Origin of the sequence: Mycobacterium sp. 852014-50255_SCH5639931 (genome assembly GCF_001665605.1) — a bacterium.
GTDB classification, from domain to species: Bacteria; Actinomycetota; Actinomycetes; order Mycobacteriales; family Mycobacteriaceae; genus Mycobacterium; species Mycobacterium paraffinicum.
Genome location: NZ_LZSV01000035.1, coordinates 351,830 through 370,729, shown reverse-complemented (window position 1 = coordinate 370,729; position 18,900 = coordinate 351,830). Strand labels below are relative to the sequence as shown.

At 67.7% G+C, this 18,900-nt stretch carries 17 protein-coding genes and 2 tRNA genes; 12 read left to right on the top strand and 7 right to left on the bottom strand.

Going from position 1 to position 18,900, the window contains the following annotated elements; translation table 11 throughout:
* Positions 1-17 precede the first annotated feature (17 nt).
* Together serA and A5758_RS22775 are read left to right on the top strand one after the other, a co-directional pair.
* Entirely contained in the window at positions 18-1,604 is a 1,587-nt protein-coding gene (gene serA, locus A5758_RS22780) for a phosphoglycerate dehydrogenase (protein ID WP_067744659.1), read from the top strand.
* 49 nt (positions 1,605-1,653) lie between these two features.
* On the top strand, positions 1,654-2,664 hold the full coding sequence (locus tag A5758_RS22775) for a 3-isopropylmalate dehydrogenase (RefSeq protein WP_067744658.1): 1,011 nt from the start codon (positions 1,654-1,656) through the stop codon (positions 2,662-2,664).
* On the opposite strand, the gene A5758_RS22770 is transcribed toward A5758_RS22775, so the two are convergent.
* Positions 2,564-3,868 carry an MFS transporter gene (locus tag A5758_RS22770; RefSeq protein WP_067199827.1) on the bottom strand — a complete coding sequence of 435 codons (1,305 nt, stop codon included), beginning with the start codon at positions 3,866-3,868 and terminating at the stop codon, positions 2,564-2,566. The genes A5758_RS22775 and A5758_RS22770 overlap by 101 nt on opposite strands.
* Before the next feature lie 109 nt (positions 3,869-3,977).
* Between A5758_RS22770 and A5758_RS22765 the strand changes: the two genes are divergently transcribed.
* From A5758_RS22765 to A5758_RS22750, 4 genes are all read left to right on the top strand, one after another.
* On the top strand, positions 3,978-4,775 hold the full coding sequence (locus A5758_RS22765; protein ID WP_067744654.1) for a fumarylacetoacetate hydrolase family protein: 798 nt from the start codon (positions 3,978-3,980) through the stop codon (positions 4,773-4,775).
* The gene (gene gltX / locus A5758_RS22760) at positions 4,772-6,241 is read left to right on the top strand and encodes a glutamate--tRNA ligase (RefSeq protein WP_082939806.1); all 1,470 of its coding nucleotides are present in this window, start codon (positions 4,772-4,774) and stop codon (positions 6,239-6,241) included. Before A5758_RS22765 ends, gltX begins: the two co-directional genes overlap by 4 nt.
* A 147-nt stretch (positions 6,242-6,388) precedes the next feature.
* Positions 6,389-6,460, top strand: a tRNA-Gln gene (locus A5758_RS22755).
* 72 nt (positions 6,461-6,532) lie between these two features.
* Positions 6,533-6,605 (top strand) — tRNA-Glu (locus A5758_RS22750).
* Positions 6,606-6,612: 7 nt separating this feature from the next.
* On the opposite strand, the gene A5758_RS22745 is transcribed toward A5758_RS22750, so the two are convergent.
* Positions 6,613-7,125, bottom strand: a complete 513-nt coding sequence (locus tag A5758_RS22745; RefSeq protein WP_067199817.1) for a pyridoxamine 5'-phosphate oxidase family protein — start codon at positions 7,123-7,125, stop codon at positions 6,613-6,615.
* A gap of 69 nt (positions 7,126-7,194) precedes the next feature.
* The gene (locus A5758_RS22740) at positions 7,195-7,896 is read right to left on the bottom strand and encodes an IclR family transcriptional regulator (RefSeq protein ID WP_067744648.1); all 702 of its coding nucleotides are present in this window, start codon (positions 7,894-7,896) and stop codon (positions 7,195-7,197) included.
* Positions 7,897-7,983: 87 nt separating this feature from the next.
* Here A5758_RS22740 and leuC point away from each other — a divergent pair, with 87 nt between their 5' ends.
* From leuC to A5758_RS22725, 3 genes are all read left to right on the top strand, one after another.
* A complete protein-coding gene (leuC, locus tag A5758_RS22735) occupies positions 7,984-9,399 on the top strand; it encodes a 3-isopropylmalate dehydratase large subunit (RefSeq protein ID WP_067199862.1) in 1,416 nt (471 codons plus the stop codon).
* 24 nt (positions 9,400-9,423) lie between these two features.
* The gene (gene leuD / locus A5758_RS22730; protein WP_067744645.1) at positions 9,424-10,020 is read left to right on the top strand and encodes a 3-isopropylmalate dehydratase small subunit; all 597 of its coding nucleotides are present in this window, start codon (positions 9,424-9,426) and stop codon (positions 10,018-10,020) included.
* A 212-nt stretch (positions 10,021-10,232) separates the two neighbouring features.
* On the top strand, positions 10,233-10,868 hold the full coding sequence (locus A5758_RS22725; RefSeq protein WP_067199808.1) for an HU family DNA-binding protein: 636 nt from the start codon (positions 10,233-10,235) through the stop codon (positions 10,866-10,868).
* Between the two features lie 69 nt (positions 10,869-10,937).
* Here the strand turns inward: A5758_RS22725 and A5758_RS22720 are convergent, their stop codons facing one another.
* The 3 genes from A5758_RS22720 to cofC form a co-directional block, all read right to left on the bottom strand.
* The gene (locus tag A5758_RS22720) at positions 10,938-11,879 is read right to left on the bottom strand and encodes an NUDIX hydrolase (RefSeq protein ID WP_067199805.1); all 942 of its coding nucleotides are present in this window, start codon (positions 11,877-11,879) and stop codon (positions 10,938-10,940) included.
* A gap of 85 nt (positions 11,880-11,964) precedes the next feature.
* Entirely contained in the window at positions 11,965-14,154 is a 2,190-nt protein-coding gene (locus A5758_RS22715; RefSeq protein WP_067199803.1) for an RNA degradosome polyphosphate kinase, read from the bottom strand.
* Between the two features lie 89 nt (positions 14,155-14,243).
* Positions 14,244-14,897 carry a 2-phospho-L-lactate guanylyltransferase gene (gene cofC, locus A5758_RS22710; RefSeq protein WP_067744641.1) on the bottom strand — a complete coding sequence of 218 codons (654 nt, stop codon included), beginning with the start codon at positions 14,895-14,897 and terminating at the stop codon, positions 14,244-14,246.
* A gap of 112 nt (positions 14,898-15,009) precedes the next feature.
* On the opposite strand from cofC, the gene A5758_RS22705 reads away from it, so the two are divergent.
* Both A5758_RS22705 and A5758_RS22700 read left to right on the top strand, forming a co-directional pair.
* The gene (locus A5758_RS22705; RefSeq protein WP_067199796.1) at positions 15,010-16,029 is read left to right on the top strand and encodes an NAD(P)H-dependent glycerol-3-phosphate dehydrogenase; all 1,020 of its coding nucleotides are present in this window, start codon (positions 15,010-15,012) and stop codon (positions 16,027-16,029) included.
* A gap of 80 nt (positions 16,030-16,109) precedes the next feature.
* Positions 16,110-17,222, top strand: a complete 1,113-nt coding sequence (locus A5758_RS22700; protein ID WP_067744638.1) for a D-alanine--D-alanine ligase family protein — start codon at positions 16,110-16,112, stop codon at positions 17,220-17,222.
* Here the strand turns inward: A5758_RS22700 and A5758_RS22695 are convergent.
* Positions 17,219-17,794, bottom strand: coding sequence for a DUF3515 domain-containing protein (locus A5758_RS22695; protein WP_067199788.1), 576 nt, complete (start codon positions 17,792-17,794; stop codon positions 17,219-17,221). The two genes, A5758_RS22700 and A5758_RS22695, sit on opposite strands and share 4 nt — an antisense overlap.
* Before the next feature lie 143 nt (positions 17,795-17,937).
* Between A5758_RS22695 and A5758_RS22690 the strand changes: the two genes are divergently transcribed.
* The gene (locus A5758_RS22690; RefSeq protein WP_067744635.1) at positions 17,938-18,900 is read left to right on the top strand and encodes a thiamine-phosphate kinase; all 963 of its coding nucleotides are present in this window, start codon (positions 17,938-17,940) and stop codon (positions 18,898-18,900) included.

Here is an 18,900-nt window from a genome sequence, read left to right as displayed (position 1 = left end):
GCCGTTAGGCTGGCCGGGTGAATCTGCCTGTTGTATTGATCGCCGACAAACTCGCCCAATCGACTGTCGCCGCCCTGGGAGACCAGGTAGAGGTGCGCTGGGTAGACGGGCCGGACCGGGAAAAGCTGCTGGCCGCGGTGGGCGAGGCCGACGCGCTGCTGGTGCGCTCGGCCACCACCGTCGACGCCGAGGTGCTGGCCGCCGCGCCCAAGCTGAGAATCGTCGCACGCGCCGGGGTCGGACTGGACAACGTCGACGTGGCCGCCGCGACCGAGCGCGGCGTGCTGGTGGTCAACGCCCCCACCTCCAATATCCACAGCGCCGCCGAGCACGCGTTGGCGCTGCTCTTGGCCGCTGCCCGGCAGATCCCGGCGGCCGACGCCTCGCTGCGCGAGCACGCCTGGAAGCGGTCGTCGTTCAACGGCACCGAGATTTTCGGCAAGACGGTCGGGGTGGTGGGGCTGGGCCGGATCGGGCAGTTGGTCGCCCAACGGTTGACGGCCTTCGGCACCCACCTCATCGCGTACGACCCATACGTCTCGCCGGCCCGGGCCGCTCAGCTGGGCATCGAACTGCTGCCCCTCGACGACCTCCTCGGCCGCGCCGACTTCATCTCGGTGCACCTGCCGAAGACGCCCGAGACGGCGGGCCTGATCGGTAAGGAGGCGCTGGCGAAGACCAAGCCGGGCGTCATCATCGTCAACGCCGCCCGCGGCGGCCTGGTGGACGAGGCCGCGCTGGCCGAAGCGGTGAGCAGCGGACACGTTCGCGGGGCCGGTATCGACGTCTTCGCCAAGGAGCCGTGCACCGACAGCCCGCTGTTCGAGCTGCCGCAGGTGGTGGTCACGCCGCACCTGGGCGCGTCCACCTCCGAGGCGCAGGACCGGGCGGGCACCGACGTCGCCGAAAGCGTGAAGCTCGCGCTGGCCGGTGAATTCGTCCCCGATGCCGTCAACGTCGGCGGCGGCGTGGTCAACGAAGAGGTGGCGCCCTGGCTGGACCTGGTGCGCAAGCTCGGGGTGCTGGCCGCCTCGCTGTCCGACGGGCCGCCGGTGTCGGTGTCGGTGCAGGTGCGCGGCGAGCTGGCCTCCGAAGACGTTGAGGTGCTGAAGCTTTCGGCTCTGCGCGGTCTGTTCTCGGCGGTGGTCGAGGGGCCGGTCACGTTCGTCAACGCACCGGCGCTGGCCGAAGAGCGCGGCGTCACCGCCGAACTCGCCAAGGCCTCGGAGAGCCCGAACCACCGCAGCGTCGTCGACGTGCGCGCAGTAGCCCCCGACGGCACCGCCGTCAACGTCGCCGGAACCCTGTCCGGGCCGCAGCTGGTGGAGAAGATCGTGCAGATCAACGGCCGCAACTTCGACCTGCGGGCGCGGGGCACCAACCTGGTGATCAACTACATCGACCAGCCCGGGGCGCTGGGCAAGATCGGCACTCTGCTCGGCTCGGCGGGCGTGAACATCCAAGCCGCGCAGCTTTCCGAGGATGCCGAGGGGCCGGGTGCGACGATCCTGCTGCGGCTCGACCGCGACGTGCCGAGCGAGGTGCGGTCGGCGATCGGCACGGCGGTGGGCGCCAACAAGCTTGAGGTGGTTGATCTGTCGTGAAGTGCGCCGGCGACGATGCAGAGCGAAGCGATGAGGAGGAGCGGCGCTCATGAAGTTGGCTGTTATCGGCGGCGACGGTATCGGACCGGAAGTGACAGCCGAGGCGCTCAAAGTCCTTGACGCGGTGTTGCCCGGTGTCGAGAAGACCGATTACGATCTGGGCGCCCGGCGTTTTCACGCCAGCGGTGAGTTGCTGCCGGAATCGGTGCTCGCCGAGCTGCGCCAGCACGACGCCATTCTGCTCGGGGCGATCGGCGACCCGTCGGTGCCCAGCGGTGTGCTGGAGCGGGGTCTGTTGCTGCGCCTGCGTTTTGAGCTGGATCATCACGTCAACCTGCGGCCGGGTCGGCTGTATCCCGGCGTGAGCAGCCCGCTCGCCGGAAATCCCCACATCGATTTCGTGGTGGTGCGCGAGGGGACCGAGGGTCCCTACACCGGCACCGGCGGCGCGATTCGCACCGGGACGCCGCACGAGGTGGCCACCGAGGTGAGCCTGAACACCGCCTTCGGCGTGCGCCGTGTGGTGGCCGACGCCTTCGAACGGGCCCAGCGCCGTCGCAAGCACTTGACGCTGGTGCACAAGACCAACGTGTTGACCTTCGCCGGGAAGCTGTGGTCGCGGATCGTGGCCGAGGTCGGGGAGGACTACCCCGACGTCGAGGTCGCCTACCAACACGTCGACGCCGCCACCATCTTCATGGTCACCGACCCCGGTCGCTTCGACGTGATCGTCACCGACAACCTGTTCGGTGACATCATCACCGACTTGGCGGCGGCGGTGTGCGGTGGAATTGGCTTGGCCGCCAGCGGAAATATCGACGCCACCCGGACCAACCCGTCGATGTTCGAGCCGGTGCACGGCAGCGCGCCGGACATCGCCGGTCAGGGCATCGCCGACCCGACCGCGGCGATCATGTCGGTGGCGTTGCTGCTCGCCCATCTCGGCGAGGACGATGCGGCTAGACGGGTGGATCGGGCTGTCGAGGCCTACCTGGCAACGCGTGGGAGCGAACGGCTCGCCACCACCGAAGTCGGCGAACGGATTGCCGCCGGGCTGTAGTTTCCAAGCCGGGCGGGAGCAACCGCGTCGGCACCAACGGCACCGCGGCCACCGGAAACAGTCCGCACAATATCCACGCGTTCGGGTATTTCGCGGCGGTGATCAACGCACCGAACAGCGGCGGCGCGGCCGCCGCCAGCACCCGCTGGGTGGTGTTCTGAATGCCGAGGGCGCGTCCGCTCCAGAACGGCCCGGCGAATTCGGTGATGGCCGTCGCCTCCAAACCGTTGTCCAGCACGGCGATCACCGAAATGGCGACCATCAGCGGCGCCTGCCAACTCGAATTCAGGAAGTCGGCCCAGGCCAGAAGGAAGAGGGTGACGGCGGCGGCGCCCGCGATGATGCGGACAGGTCGCATGCGCGAGCCGATGCGGTCGGACCAGCGGCCCACCATGACGCGGCCGATTGCACCCAGCAGCTGCGAAAGGGTCACCAGACTGCCGGCGGCCGCGACCGACCAGTGCAGATTCTTGATCAGCCATACCAGCATGAACGTGACGGTCACCGTCTGCGGGACCATCATCAGGCCCGCCACCGTGTGAATTCGCCACAGCACCAAGGACCCTCGGTACGGGCTGGCCAGTTCGGAATTGGTGGCCTTCTCCCGGGGCTTGCGCGGCGGATCGATGATGCCGACCGCACTCGCTACCGCCCCGAACGCGCACGCCAAGGCCGTGAATCTGAGCCCCGCAGCCGGCCCGTGTTCGGCCAGCTCGGGAATTACCAGCGCTCCCAAGGCGATTCCGAGGGGTTGCGCGGTTTGGCGGAAGCCCATGGCCAGGCCGCGTTGGTGCGGCGGGAACCACGCCGACACCAGCCGCCCGCCGGCGGTATTGCAACTGGCCGCGGCCATGCCGCCGAGGAACAGATAGACGGCGATCAACACCATCGAATGCGCCGACGCCGCGGCGTAGGCCGCCACCGCGGTGAGCGCCGAACCCGCGGCCATCACCATCCGCTCGCCCACGCGGTCGAGCACGTAGCCCCACAGCACCAGTGTCACCACCATGCCCCAGCTCGGCATGGAGGACAGCAGACCGGCTTCGTCGAGCGGGATTCCGCGCGCCGTCTGTAGCGAGGGAATCAAGAACGCGACGCCATTGATGAAGAGGAAGGAACTCGCCGTGGCCACCAGCGATACGACCATGATGGACCAGCGCCCGCGCGCGCCCAGCTCCCGCGTCGTGGCCGTCCCCGTTTGCATCCTTAATGCTTGCACACGCAGGGAAAACCGCTGGTAATACTCGTGTGCCCGCCGTCATTGCGGTGACCGGCTATGCCGGGCGCCACCGGCCATCACTAGGCTCAACGAAATGCGCCTTGGTCGAATCGCCAGCCCGGACGGTGTCGCCTTCGTCGGCATCGAGGGCGAACTCGCCGATCCCGCCGCCATGACCGCCCGCGAGATCGCCGAGCATCCCTTTGGCACGCCGAACTTCACCGGCCGGTCATGGCCGCTGGCCGATGTGCGGCTGCTGGCTCCGATACTGGCCAGCAAGGTGGTCTGCATCGGCAAGAACTACGCCGATCACATCGCCGAAATGACCGAGCTCACCGGGCCCGCGGCGCCCGATCCCATCATCTTCCTCAAGCCCAATACGGCCATCGTCGGCCCGAACGTGCCGATCCGGTTGCCCGCCAACGCATCACCCGTGCATTTCGAGGGCGAGCTGGCCGCGGTCATCGGGCGGCCCTGCAAGGACGTCTCGGCAGCCGAGGCCGCCGACAGCATCCTGGGCTACACCATCGGGAACGACGTGTCGGCCCGCGACCAACAGAAAGCCGACGGCCAGTGGACCCGGGCCAAGGGGCACGACACCTTCTGTCCGGTGGGTCCGTGGATCGTCACCGATGTCGATCCGGCCGATCTCGAAATCCGAACCGACGTCAACGGCGAGGTGAAGCAACACAGCCGTACCTCGCTGATGATCCACGACGTCGGCGCCATCATCGAGTGGATCTCGGCCGTGATGACCCTGCTGCCCGGCGACCTGATCCTCACCGGAACGCCGGCCGGGGTCGGTCCGATCGAGGACGGCGACACCGTCTCCATCACCGTCGAGGGCATCGGTACCCTCACCAATCCCGTGGTCCGTAAGGGAAAGTCGTGACTACCGAAACGAAAGTCCGCGTCAGGTTCTGCCCGTCGCCCACCGGTACCCCGCACGTCGGAATGGTCCGCACCGCGCTGTTCAACTGGGCCTACGCGCGGCACACGGGTGGCACCTTCGTCTTCCGCATCGAGGACACCGACGCTGAACGTGACAGCGAGGAAAGCTATCTGGCGCTGCTCGACGCGCTGCGCTGGCTGGGCCTCGACTGGGATGAGGGGCCCGAGGTCGGCGGGCCATACGGCCCATACCGGCAGTCGCAGCGCAAAGAGATCTACCGCGACGTGGTGGCCAAGCTGCTGGAAGCGGGCGAGGCCTATTACGCCTTCTCGACACCGGAAGAGGTTGAGGCGCGCCACATCGCGGCGGGCCGCAACCCCAAACTGGGGTACGACAATTTCGACCGGCAGCTGACGGATGCTCAGCGCGCCGCGTTCCTGGCGGAGGGCCGCAAGCCGGTGGTGCGGCTGCGCATGCCCGACGAAGACCTCGGCTGGCACGATCTCGTGCGCGGACCCACCAATTTCGCCGCGGGCACCGTGCCGGACTTCGCGTTGACCCGCGCCAACGGAGATCCGTTGTACACCTTGGTCAACCCGTGCGACGACGCGCTGATGAAGATCACCCACGTGCTGCGGGGCGAGGACCTACTGCCCTCGACGCCGCGCCAGCTTGCGCTTTACGAGTCGCTGATCCGGATCGGTGTCGCAGATCGCATCCCGGAGTTCGCGCACCTGCCAACGGTATTGGGGGAGGGGACCAAGAAACTCTCCAAGCGCGACCCGCAGTCGAATCTGTTCGCCCACCGCAACCGGGGCTTCATCCCCGAGGGGCTGCTGAACTATCTCGCGTTGCTCGGCTGGGCGATCGCCGACGACCATGACCTGTTCAGTCTCGACGAAATGGTCGCCGCGTTCGACGTCGTCGACGTCAATTCCAATCCGGCCCGCTTCGATCAGAAGAAGGCCGACGCGCTCAACGGTGAGCATATCCGCATGCTTGAGCCGGCGGATTTCGCGGGCCGGCTGCGCGACTACTTCGACGTTCACGGCCACCGCCTCGGATTAGACGCCGCGGCCTTTGACACCGCCGCCGACCTGGTCCAGACACGCATCGTCGTGCTCGCCGACGCGTGGGAACTGCTCAGGTTCCTCAACGACGACGAATACGCCATCGACCCCAAGGCCGCCGCCAAGGAGCTCGGTCCGGACGCGGCCGCGGTGCTGGACGCCGCGCTGGCGGCGCTGGGCGGCGTGACGGACTGGACCACGGCGCAGATCGAGGCCGCCCTCAAGGGCGCGCTCATCGAAAGCCTGGGCCTCAAACCACGCAAGGCGTTCGGTCCGATCAGGGTGGCCGCCACGGGAACGACGGTCAGCCCGCCATTGTTCGAATCGCTGGAGCTGCTCGGCCGTGACCGCAGCTTGCAGCGGCTGGGCGCCGCACGCGGAACGGTCGCCGGATAGGCGAAGACCTCGCTTGCGGATTGTGCCGAGAGTCTTTGGTAGTCTGCACTGCGGCTCACAAAGGCCGACAACGGTTGGCAGCAGCGGTCTTCCGAGCAGCTCGATACGGCTCCAAATGACCGCTGACCAGCGGTTTTAGGCAGCCAATGGGGTATGGTGTAATTGGCAACACAGCTGATTCTGGTTCAGCCATTCTAGGTTCGAGTCCTGGTACCCCAGCAAAATCTCGCCGCCTCAAGCGATTAGGTGGGCCTCTGAGTGTGAGCTATGCTGACTCTCCGGATCGTGTCCGGCCCCGTCGTCTAGCGGCCTAGGACGCCGCCCTCTCACGGCGGTAGCGTGGGTTCGAATCCCATCGGGGCTACAAAAAATTATTGGCCAGTGCCCAGCACTGCCGGTGCCGTGGATCCACCCACCGGCATGGCCGGCAGGCCAAGTTTGCGGTGATCCCAGGAGCGGGCGCGTTGGGCGACGATGCGCACGCAGACGCGCTTGTTCATCATCTGCTCGACGAACGGTTTCATCTCTTCGGTGTAGGGCCCGGTGTAACGCTCGAACACGCTGACCCCGACCCGGTGTGAGACGCCGGGGTCGTCGACGATCTCGGCGACGCCCTCAAAGGACACTCCACGCAAGGTGTCATAGGTGTCGCCGTCCTCGATCAGGAAGCTCACCCGGGGATCGCGTTTGAGGTTGACGGCCTTCTGCGACTTGGCCTTGGTCTCCAGCCAGATTTCGCCGTCCACGACGGCGTACCACATTGCGGTCAGGTGCGGCTGGCCGTCGGGGCCGATGGTAGCCAGCGTCCCGGTGCGGCTCTTGACGACGAAGTCGGCGATTTCGTCCTCGGACATGACGATGCTCGCGCGCTGATTGGTTCCCATGGCGGTCAGTCTGTCAGGCCGTACGCGGCCGAGTGTGCGCTGGTGGCAGAGAAAGCGCCCCCGCGACGTTCAGAGCCGGCGGGTGAGCGCTTCGGCCGCGGACAGCAGATCGGCGGCCCAGCGCGCGCCGGGGCGCCGGCCGATGCGGTCGACGGGTCCCGACACCGAGATGGCGGCGATGACGGCTCCGCGGCTGTCGCGCACGGGAACCGACACGCTCGCCACCCCGGGCTCGCGCTCGGCCACGCTTTGTGCCCAGCCGCGCCGCCGCACTTCGGCCAGGGTGCGCTCGGTGAATTTCGCTGCCGGTAGCACCGCTTTTTGCGTCGCCGCGTCGCTGTGGGCCAGCAGCACCTTGGCGCCCGAGCCCGCCGTCATCGGCAATCGCGCCCCGACCGGGACCGTATCGCGAAGGCCCGCAGCGGGTTCCAGGGCGGCCACACAGACCCGTTCGGTGCCCTCGCGGCGGTACAGCTGCACGCTTTCCCCGGTGGTCTCGCGCAACAGGGGAAGCACCCCCGCACTGGCGGCCAGCAGCGGATCGTTGACGTGGGCGGCGAGCTCGGTGACGGCCGGACCGAGTCCCCAGCGCCCTTCGTCGTCGCGGGCGAGCAGGCGATGGATCTCCAGCGCTGCGGCCAGCCGATACGCGGTGGCCCTGGGCAATCCGGTTCGTTCGCACAGTTCGGCCAATCCGCACGGGGATTGGGCGATGGTGTGCAGGACATCCACGGCTTTGTCGAGGACGCCGATGCCGCTATGCTGTCTCACAAGGAGATACTAGCGTCTCGCATTCTGAGATCACAGCCCATGATCGATCGGCGAGCCGCAGATGAGGGAATCGAGGCGAATTTACAGATGGGATCCGGCAAGCCGCGCACTCTGGCCGAAAAGGTCTGGGCCGACCACGTTGTGGATAAAGGGAGCGGCGACGCACCCGACCTGATCTACATCGATCTGCATCTGGTGCACGAGGTCACCAGCCCGCAGGCCTTCGACGGGCTGCGGCTGGCCGGCCGGCCGGTGCGACGGCCCGATCTGACGCTGGCCACGGAGGATCACAACGTGCCCACCGTTGACATCGACAAGCCGATCGCCGACCCGGTGTCGCGCACCCAGGTCGAGACGTTGCGCCGCAACTGCGCCGAATTCGGCATTCGTCTTTATCCGATGGGCAATATCGAGCAGGGCATCGTGCATGTCGTCGGGCCGCAATTGGGTCTGACCCAACCGGGAATGACGGTTGTCTGTGGTGATAGTCACACGTCGACGCACGGCGCATTCGGCGCACTGGCAATGGGCATTGGCACCTCGGAGGTCGAGCACGTGCTCGCCACCCAGACTTTGCCGCTGCGGCCGTTCAAAACGATGGCGGTCAATGTCGACGGCGAATTGCCCGCCGGTGTGTCGGCCAAGGACATCATTCTCGCCTTGATCGCCAAGATCGGTACCGGCGGCGGGCAGGGGCACGTCATCGAATACCGCGGCAGTGCCATCGAATCGCTGTCGATGGAAGGCCGGATGACGATCTGCAACATGAGCATCGAGGCCGGTGCCCGAGCGGGCATGGTGGCCCCGGACGCCACCACCTTCGAATTCCTGCGCGACAAACCGCACGCGCCGCAGGGGGCGCAATGGGACGCAGCGATGCGCTCTTGGCAGGAGCTACACACCGACCCCGGTGCCGTCTTCGACACCGAGGTGCACCTCGACGCAACATCGTTGAGCCCGTTCGTGACGTGGGGAACCAATCCTGGGCAGGGCGTGCCGCTGGCCGCGGCCGTGCCCGACCCGGAGCTGATGACCGGTGACGCCGAGCGGCAGGCCGCCGAGAAAGCCTTGGCCTACATGGACCTTCGGCCGGGCACTCCGATGCGCGATATCGCGGTCGACACGGTCTTCGTGGGCTCTTGTACCAACGGTCGTATCGAAGACCTGCGGGTGGTCGCCGACGTGCTGCGCGGCCGCAAGCTGGCCCCCGGGGTGCGGATGCTCGTGGTGCCCGGGTCCATGCGAGTACGCGCGCAGGCCGAAGCCGAAGGGCTGGGCGAGGTTTTCACCGCAGCGGGCGCCGAGTGGCGACAGGCGGGCTGCTCGATGTGCCTGGGAATGAACCCGGACCAGCTGGCGCCGGGGGAGCGGTGCGCGGCGACGTCCAACCGCAACTTCGAAGGGCGCCAGGGGAAAGGCGGCCGCACGCATCTGGTGTCACCGGCCGTGGCCGCCGCGACAGCGGTTCGCGGCACATTGTCTGCCCCGGCCGATTTGAACTGACCCAACCGAGAAGAAGAGACGAGCATGGAAGCATTTCACTCCCACACCGGTATCGGTGTGCCGTTGCGGCGGTCCAATGTCGACACCGATCAGATCATTCCGGCGGCGTATTTGAAGCGGGTCACCCGAACCGGTTTCGAGGACGGGTTGTTCGCCAGCTGGCGCTCGGATCCCTCATTCGTCCTCAACCTCAGCCCCTTTGACCGTGGGACAGTCCTGGTCGCCGGCCCCGATTTCGGGACGGGCTCGTCGCGCGAACACGCGGTGTGGGCGCTCATGGACTACGGGTTCCGGGTGGTCATCTCGTCTCGATTCGGTGACATCTTCCGGGGCAACGCCGGCAAGGCGGGCCTCTTGGCGGCCGAAGTTTCTCAGGACGGCGTGGAACTCCTTTGGAAGCTCATCGAGCAGAGTCCGGGACTGGAAATCACTGCCAATCTTCAAGATCGAAATATCACCGCGGGAACGACGGTGTTGCCGTTCAAGATTGACGACCACACCGCCTGGCGATTGCTCGAAGGCCTCGACGATATAGCCCTTACGCTGCGGAAACTCGACAAAATCGAATCTTATGAGGCCACCTATCCGCAGTGGAAACCGCGCACTCTGCCCGCCTCCTGAACGGTCGGGAACGCCGGAATTTCTTCTCGCTCACCTAACTAAACCGGGCCGATTTCCAAGGCCCGCCACCGGTCAAGGGCGGCAACCGGATTGCGAAACCTCGGATTGTCCGACCCTGAAATTGCGCGTGGCTCTTGGAAATTTGCTGGGTGAGGGTTTACCGTGTGCACTAGTCGGTTCAAATCGAGGACCACTAGCGTCGGAGGGATTGGATGAATAAGGCAGAGCTCATAGATGTGCTCACTCAAAAATTGAACACCGACCGTCGGCAGGCAACCGCCGCCGTCGAGAACGTCGTCGACACCATTGTGCGTGCCGTGCACAAGGGCGACAGCGTCACCATTACCGGGTTCGGTGTTTTCGAGCAACGGCGCCGCGCGGCCCGGGTGGCCCGCAACCCGCGTACCGGCGAGACGGTGAAGGTAAAGCCGACCTCCGTCCCGGCGTTCCGTCCCGGTGCTCAATTCAAAGCGGTTGTCTCTGGCGCACAGCGTCTCCCGTCGGAAGGACCTGCAGTGAAGCGTGGTGTAGTGGCAAGCGGCGCGGCCAAGAAGACCGCCGCCAAGAAGGCTCCCGCCAAGAAGGCCGCGGCGAAGAAGGCCCCCGCCAAGAAGGCTCCGGCCAAGAGGGCTCCCGCCGCCAAGAAGGCTCCGGCCAAGAAGGCCGCCACCAAGGCCCCGGCCAAGAAGGTCGTGGCGAAGAAGGCTCCGGCCAAGAAGACGGCGGCGAAGAAGGTCGTGGCGAAGAAGGCTCCGGCCAAGAAGGCCGCGACCAAGGCTCCGGCCAAGAAGACCGCGGCGAAGAAGGCTCCCGCCAAGAAGGCCACCGCGCGTCGCGGTCGCCGTTAAGGCAACAGCCGAGTTCTCAACGCGAATACCCTTCGGGTCGCAGCGGTGCGCCCGAAGGGTATTCGCGTGTCAGGCTCGCACGTTGGCGGCCAGCGCGCCGCCGATGTGGTCGGCCGCCACCAGCCGGCCACCTGAGAGTGAGAGCACCCAGGTGCTGCCCTTGTGGTTGCGCGACTTGTCGGGACGTATCCCGTCTCGTTCGCACCACCACGCGATCAAGTCCGGGATCACCTTGCCCTGAGTGCAAATGACCGGTGTGCCTTCCTGCTGGGCGATCTCGAGCATTCGTTGCCGGCCCCGTTTGGGGCTTTTGCCGTAGGACTCCTCGGTGAGGGTCGGCTCGTTGTGCACCGTCACGCCCAATTCCTCGGCCAGCGGTTCCACCGTCTGGTGGCAGCGCAGGCGGTCGGCCGCGTACACGTCGGTGGCGCCGAACGCCAGCAGCTGCGGAACCAGTGCCTCGGCCTGCGCGCGTCCCCGTTTGTCCAGCGGTCGCTGGGTGTCGTCGCCCTTGAACCGTGATTTCCGTCCCGCCGTGCCATGCCGCACCACCACCACCGAATGCGTGTCTGCAGGGTGTTTCATGAAGTGGCGCAACATCTTTCGGTCATGTGAATAACTGAGCTTCTTGAGTGCCTCGGGTATCGGCATCCAGACCAATTCGTCGACCTCGTTGCCGGGGATGAAGTCCCCGCCGGTGCTGCGCGCCGCCCAGTAGTAGACCTTCTTGACGCCCGCCTCGATCGGGTAACTCACCATGTCGAGCCGCCGGCCCAGGACCGCATGCTGTCCCGTCTCCTCGCACACCTCCCGCACCGCGGCGACGGGCGCCGTCTCGCCCGGGTCCACCTTCCCCTTCGGCAGCGACCAGTCGTCGTAGCGGGGGCGGTGGATCACCGCGAGTTCGAGGCCGGGGTTGGAGGAATCGGTCGGCCGCCACAAGACCGCGCCGGCGGCGTACACGATCCGGCTTCCCGGACGCCGAGCGGTGGACGAGCTCTTGGTCGGCAACTCAACTCCTGCAGGTCAATTCGGTCGGGGCCGCGCACACGTTTGCGGTGCGGCCGGAGAACAACCGTAAATCACCACGCAGGGGCTACGGACTGCGGTGTCGCTCCATCAACGACACTTGGTGGTCGCGCACGGTGTGGCCGTCCTGCGGTGACGCGATCCACTGTCCGTCGGGCCCCAGTTCCCAGCACCGGGTGGACGGGTCCAGCGCGGACTCGAACAGGTCGTCCAGGTATGAGGTCAGCCTGGGATCCTTCACCTGAACCAGCGCCTCGACGCGCCGGTCGAGGTTGCGGTGCATCATGTCCGCGCTGCCGATCCAAAACTCGTTGATGCGATTGAAATGCATGATGCGGGAATGCTCCAGGAAGCGACCGAGAATCGAACGGACCGCGATGTTCTCCGAGAATCCTTCGGCGCCGGGGCGCAGCGCGCAGATGCCGCGCACCACCACCTCCACCCGCACGTCCGCCATCGACGCACGGTACAGCGCGTCGATGACCTGCTCGTCGACGAGCGCATTCATCTTGAGCCGGATCCGGCCGCCGCCGTGCTCGCGGTGGGCGGCGATCTCACGCTCGACGCGATCGATGATGCCGGTGCGAATGCTGTGCGGGGCGACCAGAAGGTTGCGGTAGGAGACCTTGCGGGAGTAGCCGGTCAGCGAATTGAACAGGTCCGTCAGGTCGGCCCCGATCTCGGGAGACGCGGTCAGCAGACCGACGTCCTCGTACAGTCGCGCCGTCTTTCCGTTGTAGTTGCCGGTTCCGATGTGGCAGTAGCGCCGGATCGTCGAACCCTCGCGGCGGACCACCAGGCAGGTCTTGCAATGCGTCTTGAGCCCGACGTATCCGTAGACGACGTGCACGCCTGCCTGCTCCAGCTCGCGCGCCCAGCGGATGTTGGCCTGCTCGTCGAAGCGCGCCTTGATCTCCACAAGCGCCACCACTTGCTTGCCGGCCTCGGCGGCGTTGATGAGCGCCCGAACGATCGGCGAGTCACCGGATGTGCGGTACAGCGTCTGCTTGATCGCCAGCACGTTCGGGTCCGCGGCGGCCTGCTCGATGAATCGCTGCACGCTGGTGGAGAACGACTCGTACGGATGATGCAGCAGCACATCGCCTTCGCGCAGCGTGGCGAAGATGCTCCTGGGCGTCTCGCGGTCGACGAATGCGGGACTGGTGGCCGGAACGAACGCCGGGTCCTTGAGCGCCGGCCGGTCGAGGCTGTAGACCTGCCACAACGACGACAGATCGAGCAGGCCGGGCACCTCGATGACGTCACCCGGGTTCACGTCGAGTTCGCGCAGCAGCAGTTCCAGCATGCTCTCGGTCATGTCGTTGGCGACCTCTAGTCGCACCGGCGACCCGAACCGCCTGCGCGCCAATTCCCGTTCCAGCGCTTGCAGCAGGTCTTCGTCACGGTCCTCTTCGACCTCGTAGTCCGCGTTGCGGGTGATGCGGAAAGCGTGATGCTGGACGATCTCCATGCCGGGGAACAGCACCGGCAGGAAGGCCGCGATCAGCTCTTCCATAGGCAGGTAGCGAATTATGGTGGGGCCTTCGCTGTCATCCGTATCGCGTGCGCCCAGCTCCACGAAGCGATTGACGTTGTTGGGCACCTTGACTCGCGCGAAGTGCTGGCCGCCGTCCTCGGGCTGGCGCACCATGACCGCCAGGTTCAGGCTCAGCCCGCTGACGAACGGGAAGGGGTGAGCGGGATCGACGGCGAGCGGCGTGAGAACGGGAAAGACTTGTTCGTGGAAATAGGTGGACAGTTCGTCGCGCTCACCCTGCTCCAAATCCGCCCACGTGACTATATGTATGCCTTCCTCGGCGAGCGCCGGTCGCACCGAATCGAGGAACACCCGCGCGTGCCGGGTGGCGATCCGCTGCGTCTGTTCGCCGATCAGCGCGAGTTGCTCGCGCGGCGTCAGGCCGTCGGCGGAGCGCACCGACAGCCCCATCTCGTCGCGACGCTTGAGGCCGGCGACCCGGACCATGTAGAACTCGTCGAGGTTGGAGGCGAAGATCGCCAGGAACTTGGCCCGCTCCAACAATGGCAACGAGTTGTCCGCGGCCAGCGCCAGCACGCGGGCGTTGAAGTCCAGCCAGCTCAGCTCCCGGTTGAGATAGCGGTCCTCCGGCAGGTCGGTGAGCGCGGCCGGCGTCGCGGCGGGCGGCGCTGCCACGGCCGAGTCGCCTTGGTGCCACAAGTTCTCTTCGGGGCGCGCCTCAGCTTCGATTTCGGTCACCCTGCGATCATTGCTCATCACTCGCCGATGCTGCTAGCGCTCGACGGACATCCATTCGCCGTTGGGCCGACGTTCACCGCGCGGACAGGTGCGCCGCGCGACCGGTTGAGTCACTGGTGGGCGAGGGCGCGGGCGGTCGCCGCGCCCACCCCGAGCCGGCGCGCGGTGGCGAGGTCGTCGGGAGTGTCGACGTCACAGCGCAGGCCAGGCCACGCACCGGTCAGCTCGATCGCGCCCGAACGTCGGTGTCTCGCCGAGGAATCGGCACCGAACTGCGGATCCAGCGGGGCGCCGAAGGCGAAGAGGGCGGCGGTTCCCGTCGCCAGCCGGTCGGCGACGAAGCTGCGCCGGTGATGACGCGCGGCGGCGATCGCCTCGGCCAGCTCCTGCGTCTGAAGCGCCGGTAAATCCCCCTGCAGCACAACGACATTCGGGAAAAAGCCGCCCACCGCCAGTTCGGCGGTGGCGATGGCGTTGTTGAGCGGGTCGCCGTGCCCCTCCGGTGTCGGGTCGGCGAGCACCTCGGCGCCCAGCTCGGTCGCCGCGGCCGCCGCGGCCTCGTCGGGCGTAATGACGGTGATCGAGCCCAGTGAACCGACGCGGCCCGCGGCGGTCAGGGTGTCGATCAACATGGCCAGCACCACGTTCTCCCGGGTGCGTGCCGAGAACACCGGGGCCAGCCTCGTCTTGGCCGCGGCCAACCGTTTGACGGCGACGATCAAGGCGACGTCTCTACCCGTTTCGTCGGCTCGTGTGCCGCTCATGAGATCTCATCCTGCCAGCGACCGCTGAAGGCGGACGCGCTAGCTCGCGTAACGGCCGCTGATCTAGGGTGTATCGGCTGCAACACGCTGAGACGACAGACGGGGGTGGTGGATGACCGGTTCGAAGGGCGCCGTCGCGGTCATGGGTGCCGGGGCGTGGGGCACCGCGCTGGCCAAGGTGCTCGTCGAGGCCGGCGAGCCCGACGCGGAGGTCATGCTGTGGGCCCGTCGATCCGACGTGGCCGACCGGATCAACGCCACCCGCTCCAACCCCGACTATCTGCCCGGCGCGATACTGCCGGCGAACGTCCGCGCGACCACCGACGCCGCGGAGGCGCTGGGCTTTGCCTCGACGGTGCTGCTGGCGGTTCCCGCGCAGACGATGCGCGCCAACCTCGAAGGGTGGGCGCCGTTGATACCCGACGGCGCCACCCTGGTCAGCCTGGCCAAGGGCATCGAGCTGGGCACGCTGATGCGGATGAGTCAGGTCATCGTTTCGGTGACGGGTGTCGATCCCTCTCAGGTCGCGGTCGTCTCGGGGCCCAACCTGGCCAGCGAGATCGCCGAATGTCAGCCCGCCGCCACCGTCGTCGCATGCAGCGACTCCGGGCGCGCGGTCGCCCTGCAGCGCATGCTGAACACCGGGTATTTCCGCCCATACACCAACAGCGATGTTGTCGGCACCGAGGTCGGCGGGGCGTGCAAGAACGTCATCGCGCTCGCGTGCGGCATGGCGGCCGGCGTCGGGCTTGGCGAAAACACCGCGGCGGCGATCATCACCCGGGGCCTGGCGGAGATCATCCGGCTGGGTATCGCGCTCGGCGCCAAGGGCGCCACGCTGGCCGGCCTGGCCGGGGTGGGCGACCTGGTGGCGACGTGCACGTCGCCGCAGTCGCGCAACCGGTCCTTCGGTGAACGCCTGGGTCGCGGCGGGACGATGGAATCGGCGATGCAGGCCAGGGAAGGGCACGTCGTCGAGGGCGTGACGTCGAGCGAGTCGGTGCTGGCGCTCGCGTCCAGTTACGACGTCGAGATGCCGCTCACCGACGCCGTGCATCGGGTCTGTCACAAGGGGTTGTCGGTGGACGAGGCGATGGCCCTGCTGCTGGGCCGCAGGACCAAGCCCGAGTGACTGCCGCGCGGCGACCGAAACCCCAGCTAGCGGCCCGCCGCCCGGCCCGCGTGCCGCACAACCGGTAGCCTCTTTAGGTTGTGAGTGCCAGCGGAAGCCGCGTGCGCGTCGCCGTCGTCTTCGGCGGGCGCAGCAACGAGCACGCCATCTCGTGCGTGTCCGCGGGCAGCATCCTGCGCAATCTCGACCCCGAGCGGTTCGAGGTGGTCGCGATCGGCATCACCCCGCAAGGGTCGTGGGTGCTCACCGACGGCGACCCGGAGGCGCTGGCCATCAGCGACCGGCGGCTGCCGGAGGTGACCGCGCAGTCGGGCACCGAACTGGCCCTGCCGGCGGATCCGCGGCGCAGCGGCCAACTGGTCTCCCTCTCGTCCGGGGCCGGCGAGGTCCTGACGTCCGTCGACGTGGTGTTCCCGGTGCTGCACGGTCCGTACGGAGAGGACGGCACGATCCAGGGTCTGCTGGAGTTGGCCGGCGTGCCCTATGTCGGCGCCGGCGTGCTGGCCAGCGCGGCGGGCATGGACAAGGAGTTCACCAAGAAGCTGTTCGTCGCCGAAGGGCTGCCGGTCGGCCCGTACGCGGTGCTGCGCCCGTCGCGGTCGACCCTGCGACCCGATGAGTGCGAGCGGCTGGGTCTGCCGGTGTTCGTCAAACCCGCCCGGGGCGGCTCCTCGATCGGCGTCACCCGGGTGGCGCGCTGGGAGGACCTCGCCGCCGCGGTCGCGGTCGCGCGCCGGCACGACCCGAAAGTGATCGTGGAGGCGGCGATCACCGGTCGCGAGCTGGAGTGCGGCGTGCTCGAAATGCCCGATGGCACAATAGAAGCCAGCACGTTGGGCGAGATCCGGGTGGCCGGGGTGCGGGGACGCGAGGATTCGTTCTACGACTTCGCCACCAAATATCTGGACGACGCAGCGGAATTGGACGTGCCGGCCAAGGTTGACGACGACATCGCCGACACCATCCGGCATTTGGCGGTCCGGGCGTTCAACGCCATCGACTGTCAGGGGTTGGCCCGGGTCGACTTCTTCCTCACCGACGACGGGCCGGTGCTCAACGAAATCAACACGATGCCCGGGTTCACCACGATTTCGATGTACCCGAGGATGTGGGCGGCCAGCGGCGTGGACTACCCGACCCTGCTGGCGACCATGGTCGAAACGGCGTTGGCCCGGGGCGTGGGCCTGCGTTAACCAGCCGCCGGTCCCGGGTTGATGGGCACCGCCGCGATGGTGCGGTCGACCACCTCGGAGAGTTGCTGAATCGGGGTCGGGCCCGATCCCGACGGCAGCGTGAGCGCCACATACACCGGCCGATCCACCGTGTACCAGGTCGACCTGCCCGCGTCACCGGCGGATTGCTGTTCTGGGCGCACGGCGAACCACTGCACGCGGTCGACGACCTGAATCGGAGATCCCACGACGAACTCGGCGGGACGGTCGAGTCCGCAGCGCAGCACGACGGGCTCGCCCTCCGGACCGGCCCGCCACGCGGCGGCGCCGTGCGGCGTCGGTTGGGCGACGGGCGCGCGCTGATAGTCGCCGAGCCGCTGCGGCAGCGCCCCGGCCAGTGCCCGGCATGCGGGGCTGTCGGCCTGCGGCGCCGGGGCGGCGGGCACGGCGACCGGTTGCGGCGGCGCCTCACGATTCGCCGCGATCACCAGGATCACGCCGATCGCCACGACGGCCACCGCGATGGCCGCGATGATCACCGCGGGCGGTGGCCCCGTGTCGACGGCGGGGCCGGTATCGGGGTCGGTCGTCACCGCCGCGCACCTCCTATCTCTGGCACAGCGGTGCAGGGTTCTACACTGGCGCGGGCCGCTCGCGCGGGCAGTAAACCAACTTACCGCAGGTCGGCGACCCGTCAGAGGCCCACACAGGGGACGAAGGCGCCGGAGGAGGTGGCGTGCGCGACGACGCATCGGAACCCACACTGCAGCAGCTCGGGGAGTTCGCCGTCATTGATCGTTTGGTGCGCGGCCGCCGGCAGCCGGCCGCGGTGGCGGTCGGGCCGGGCGACGATGCGGCGGTGGTGCAAGCCAGGGACGGCCGCATCGCGGTGTCGACCGACATGCTCGTGCAGGATCGTCATTTTCGGCTGGACTGGTCGACCCCCCGCGACGTCGGCCGCAAGGCCATCGCTCAGAACGCCGCGGACATCGAGGCGATGGGGGCGCGCCCGACGGCCTTCGTGGTCGCGTTCGGCGCGCCCGGTGACACTCCGGCGGCCGACGTCGACGGACTGGTCGGCGGCATGTGGGACGAGGCGCAGCGCATCGGCGCGGGCATCGCCGGCGGCGATCTCGTCAGCTGCCCGCAATGGGTGATCTCCGTGACGGTGCTGGGTGACCTCGACGGCCGCGCGCCGGTGCTGCGGTCCGGGGCGAAAGCGGGCTCAGTGATCGCGGTCGCCGGTGAACTCGGCCGCTCGGCGGCCGGACTTTCGTTGTTCGGCAAGGGGATTGAGGGATTCGATGGACTGCGCCGCCGGCATCTGGTTCCCCAGCCGCCCTACGGGCAGGGCGTGGCGGCGGCCGCCGGGGGAGCGCAAGCGATGATCGATGTCTCCGACGGCCTGGTCGCCGACCTGCGGCACGTCGCCGAGGCATCGGCGGTGGCGATGGACCTGTCCACGGCGGCGCTGACCGCGGACCACGACGCGCTGACCGCTGCGGCCGCCGCCGCGGGCGCCGACCCATGGTCGTGGGTGCTCGGCGGCGGCGAAGATCACGCCCTGGTGGCCTGTTTCGCCGGCCCCGCGCCCGCCGGATGGCGGATCATCGGGCGGGTTCTCGAGGGAAACGCCGAAGTCCTTGTCGACGGACAACAGTGGACCGGCTACGCCGGCTGGCAGTCATACGACCGTTAG

Bases quoted from the DNA above. Each gene is read 5' to 3' on its own strand.
- A5758_RS22745 (WP_067199817.1), bottom strand. From the start codon at position 7,125: ATGGGAACCAATCAGCGCGCGAGCATCGTCATGTCCGAGGACGAAATC.
- A5758_RS22705 (WP_067199796.1), top strand. From the start codon at position 15,010: ATGACCGGTTCGAAGGGCGCCGTCGCGGTCATGGGTGCCGGGGCGTGG.
- leuC (WP_067199862.1), top strand. From the start codon at position 7,984: ATGGGATCCGGCAAGCCGCGCACTCTGGCCGAAAAGGTCTGGGCCGAC.
- A5758_RS22725 (WP_067199808.1), top strand. From the start codon at position 10,233: ATGAATAAGGCAGAGCTCATAGATGTGCTCACTCAAAAATTGAACACC.
- A5758_RS22775 (WP_067744658.1), top strand. From the start codon at position 1,654: ATGAAGTTGGCTGTTATCGGCGGCGACGGTATCGGACCGGAAGTGACA.
- cofC (WP_067744641.1), bottom strand. From the start codon at position 14,897: ATGAGCGGCACACGAGCCGACGAAACGGGTAGAGACGTCGCCTTGATC.
- A5758_RS22765 (WP_067744654.1), top strand. From the start codon at position 3,978: ATGCGCCTTGGTCGAATCGCCAGCCCGGACGGTGTCGCCTTCGTCGGC.
- leuD (WP_067744645.1), top strand. From the start codon at position 9,424: ATGGAAGCATTTCACTCCCACACCGGTATCGGTGTGCCGTTGCGGCGG.
- A5758_RS22770 (WP_067199827.1), bottom strand. From the start codon at position 3,868: ATGCAAACGGGGACGGCCACGACGCGGGAGCTGGGCGCGCGCGGGCGC.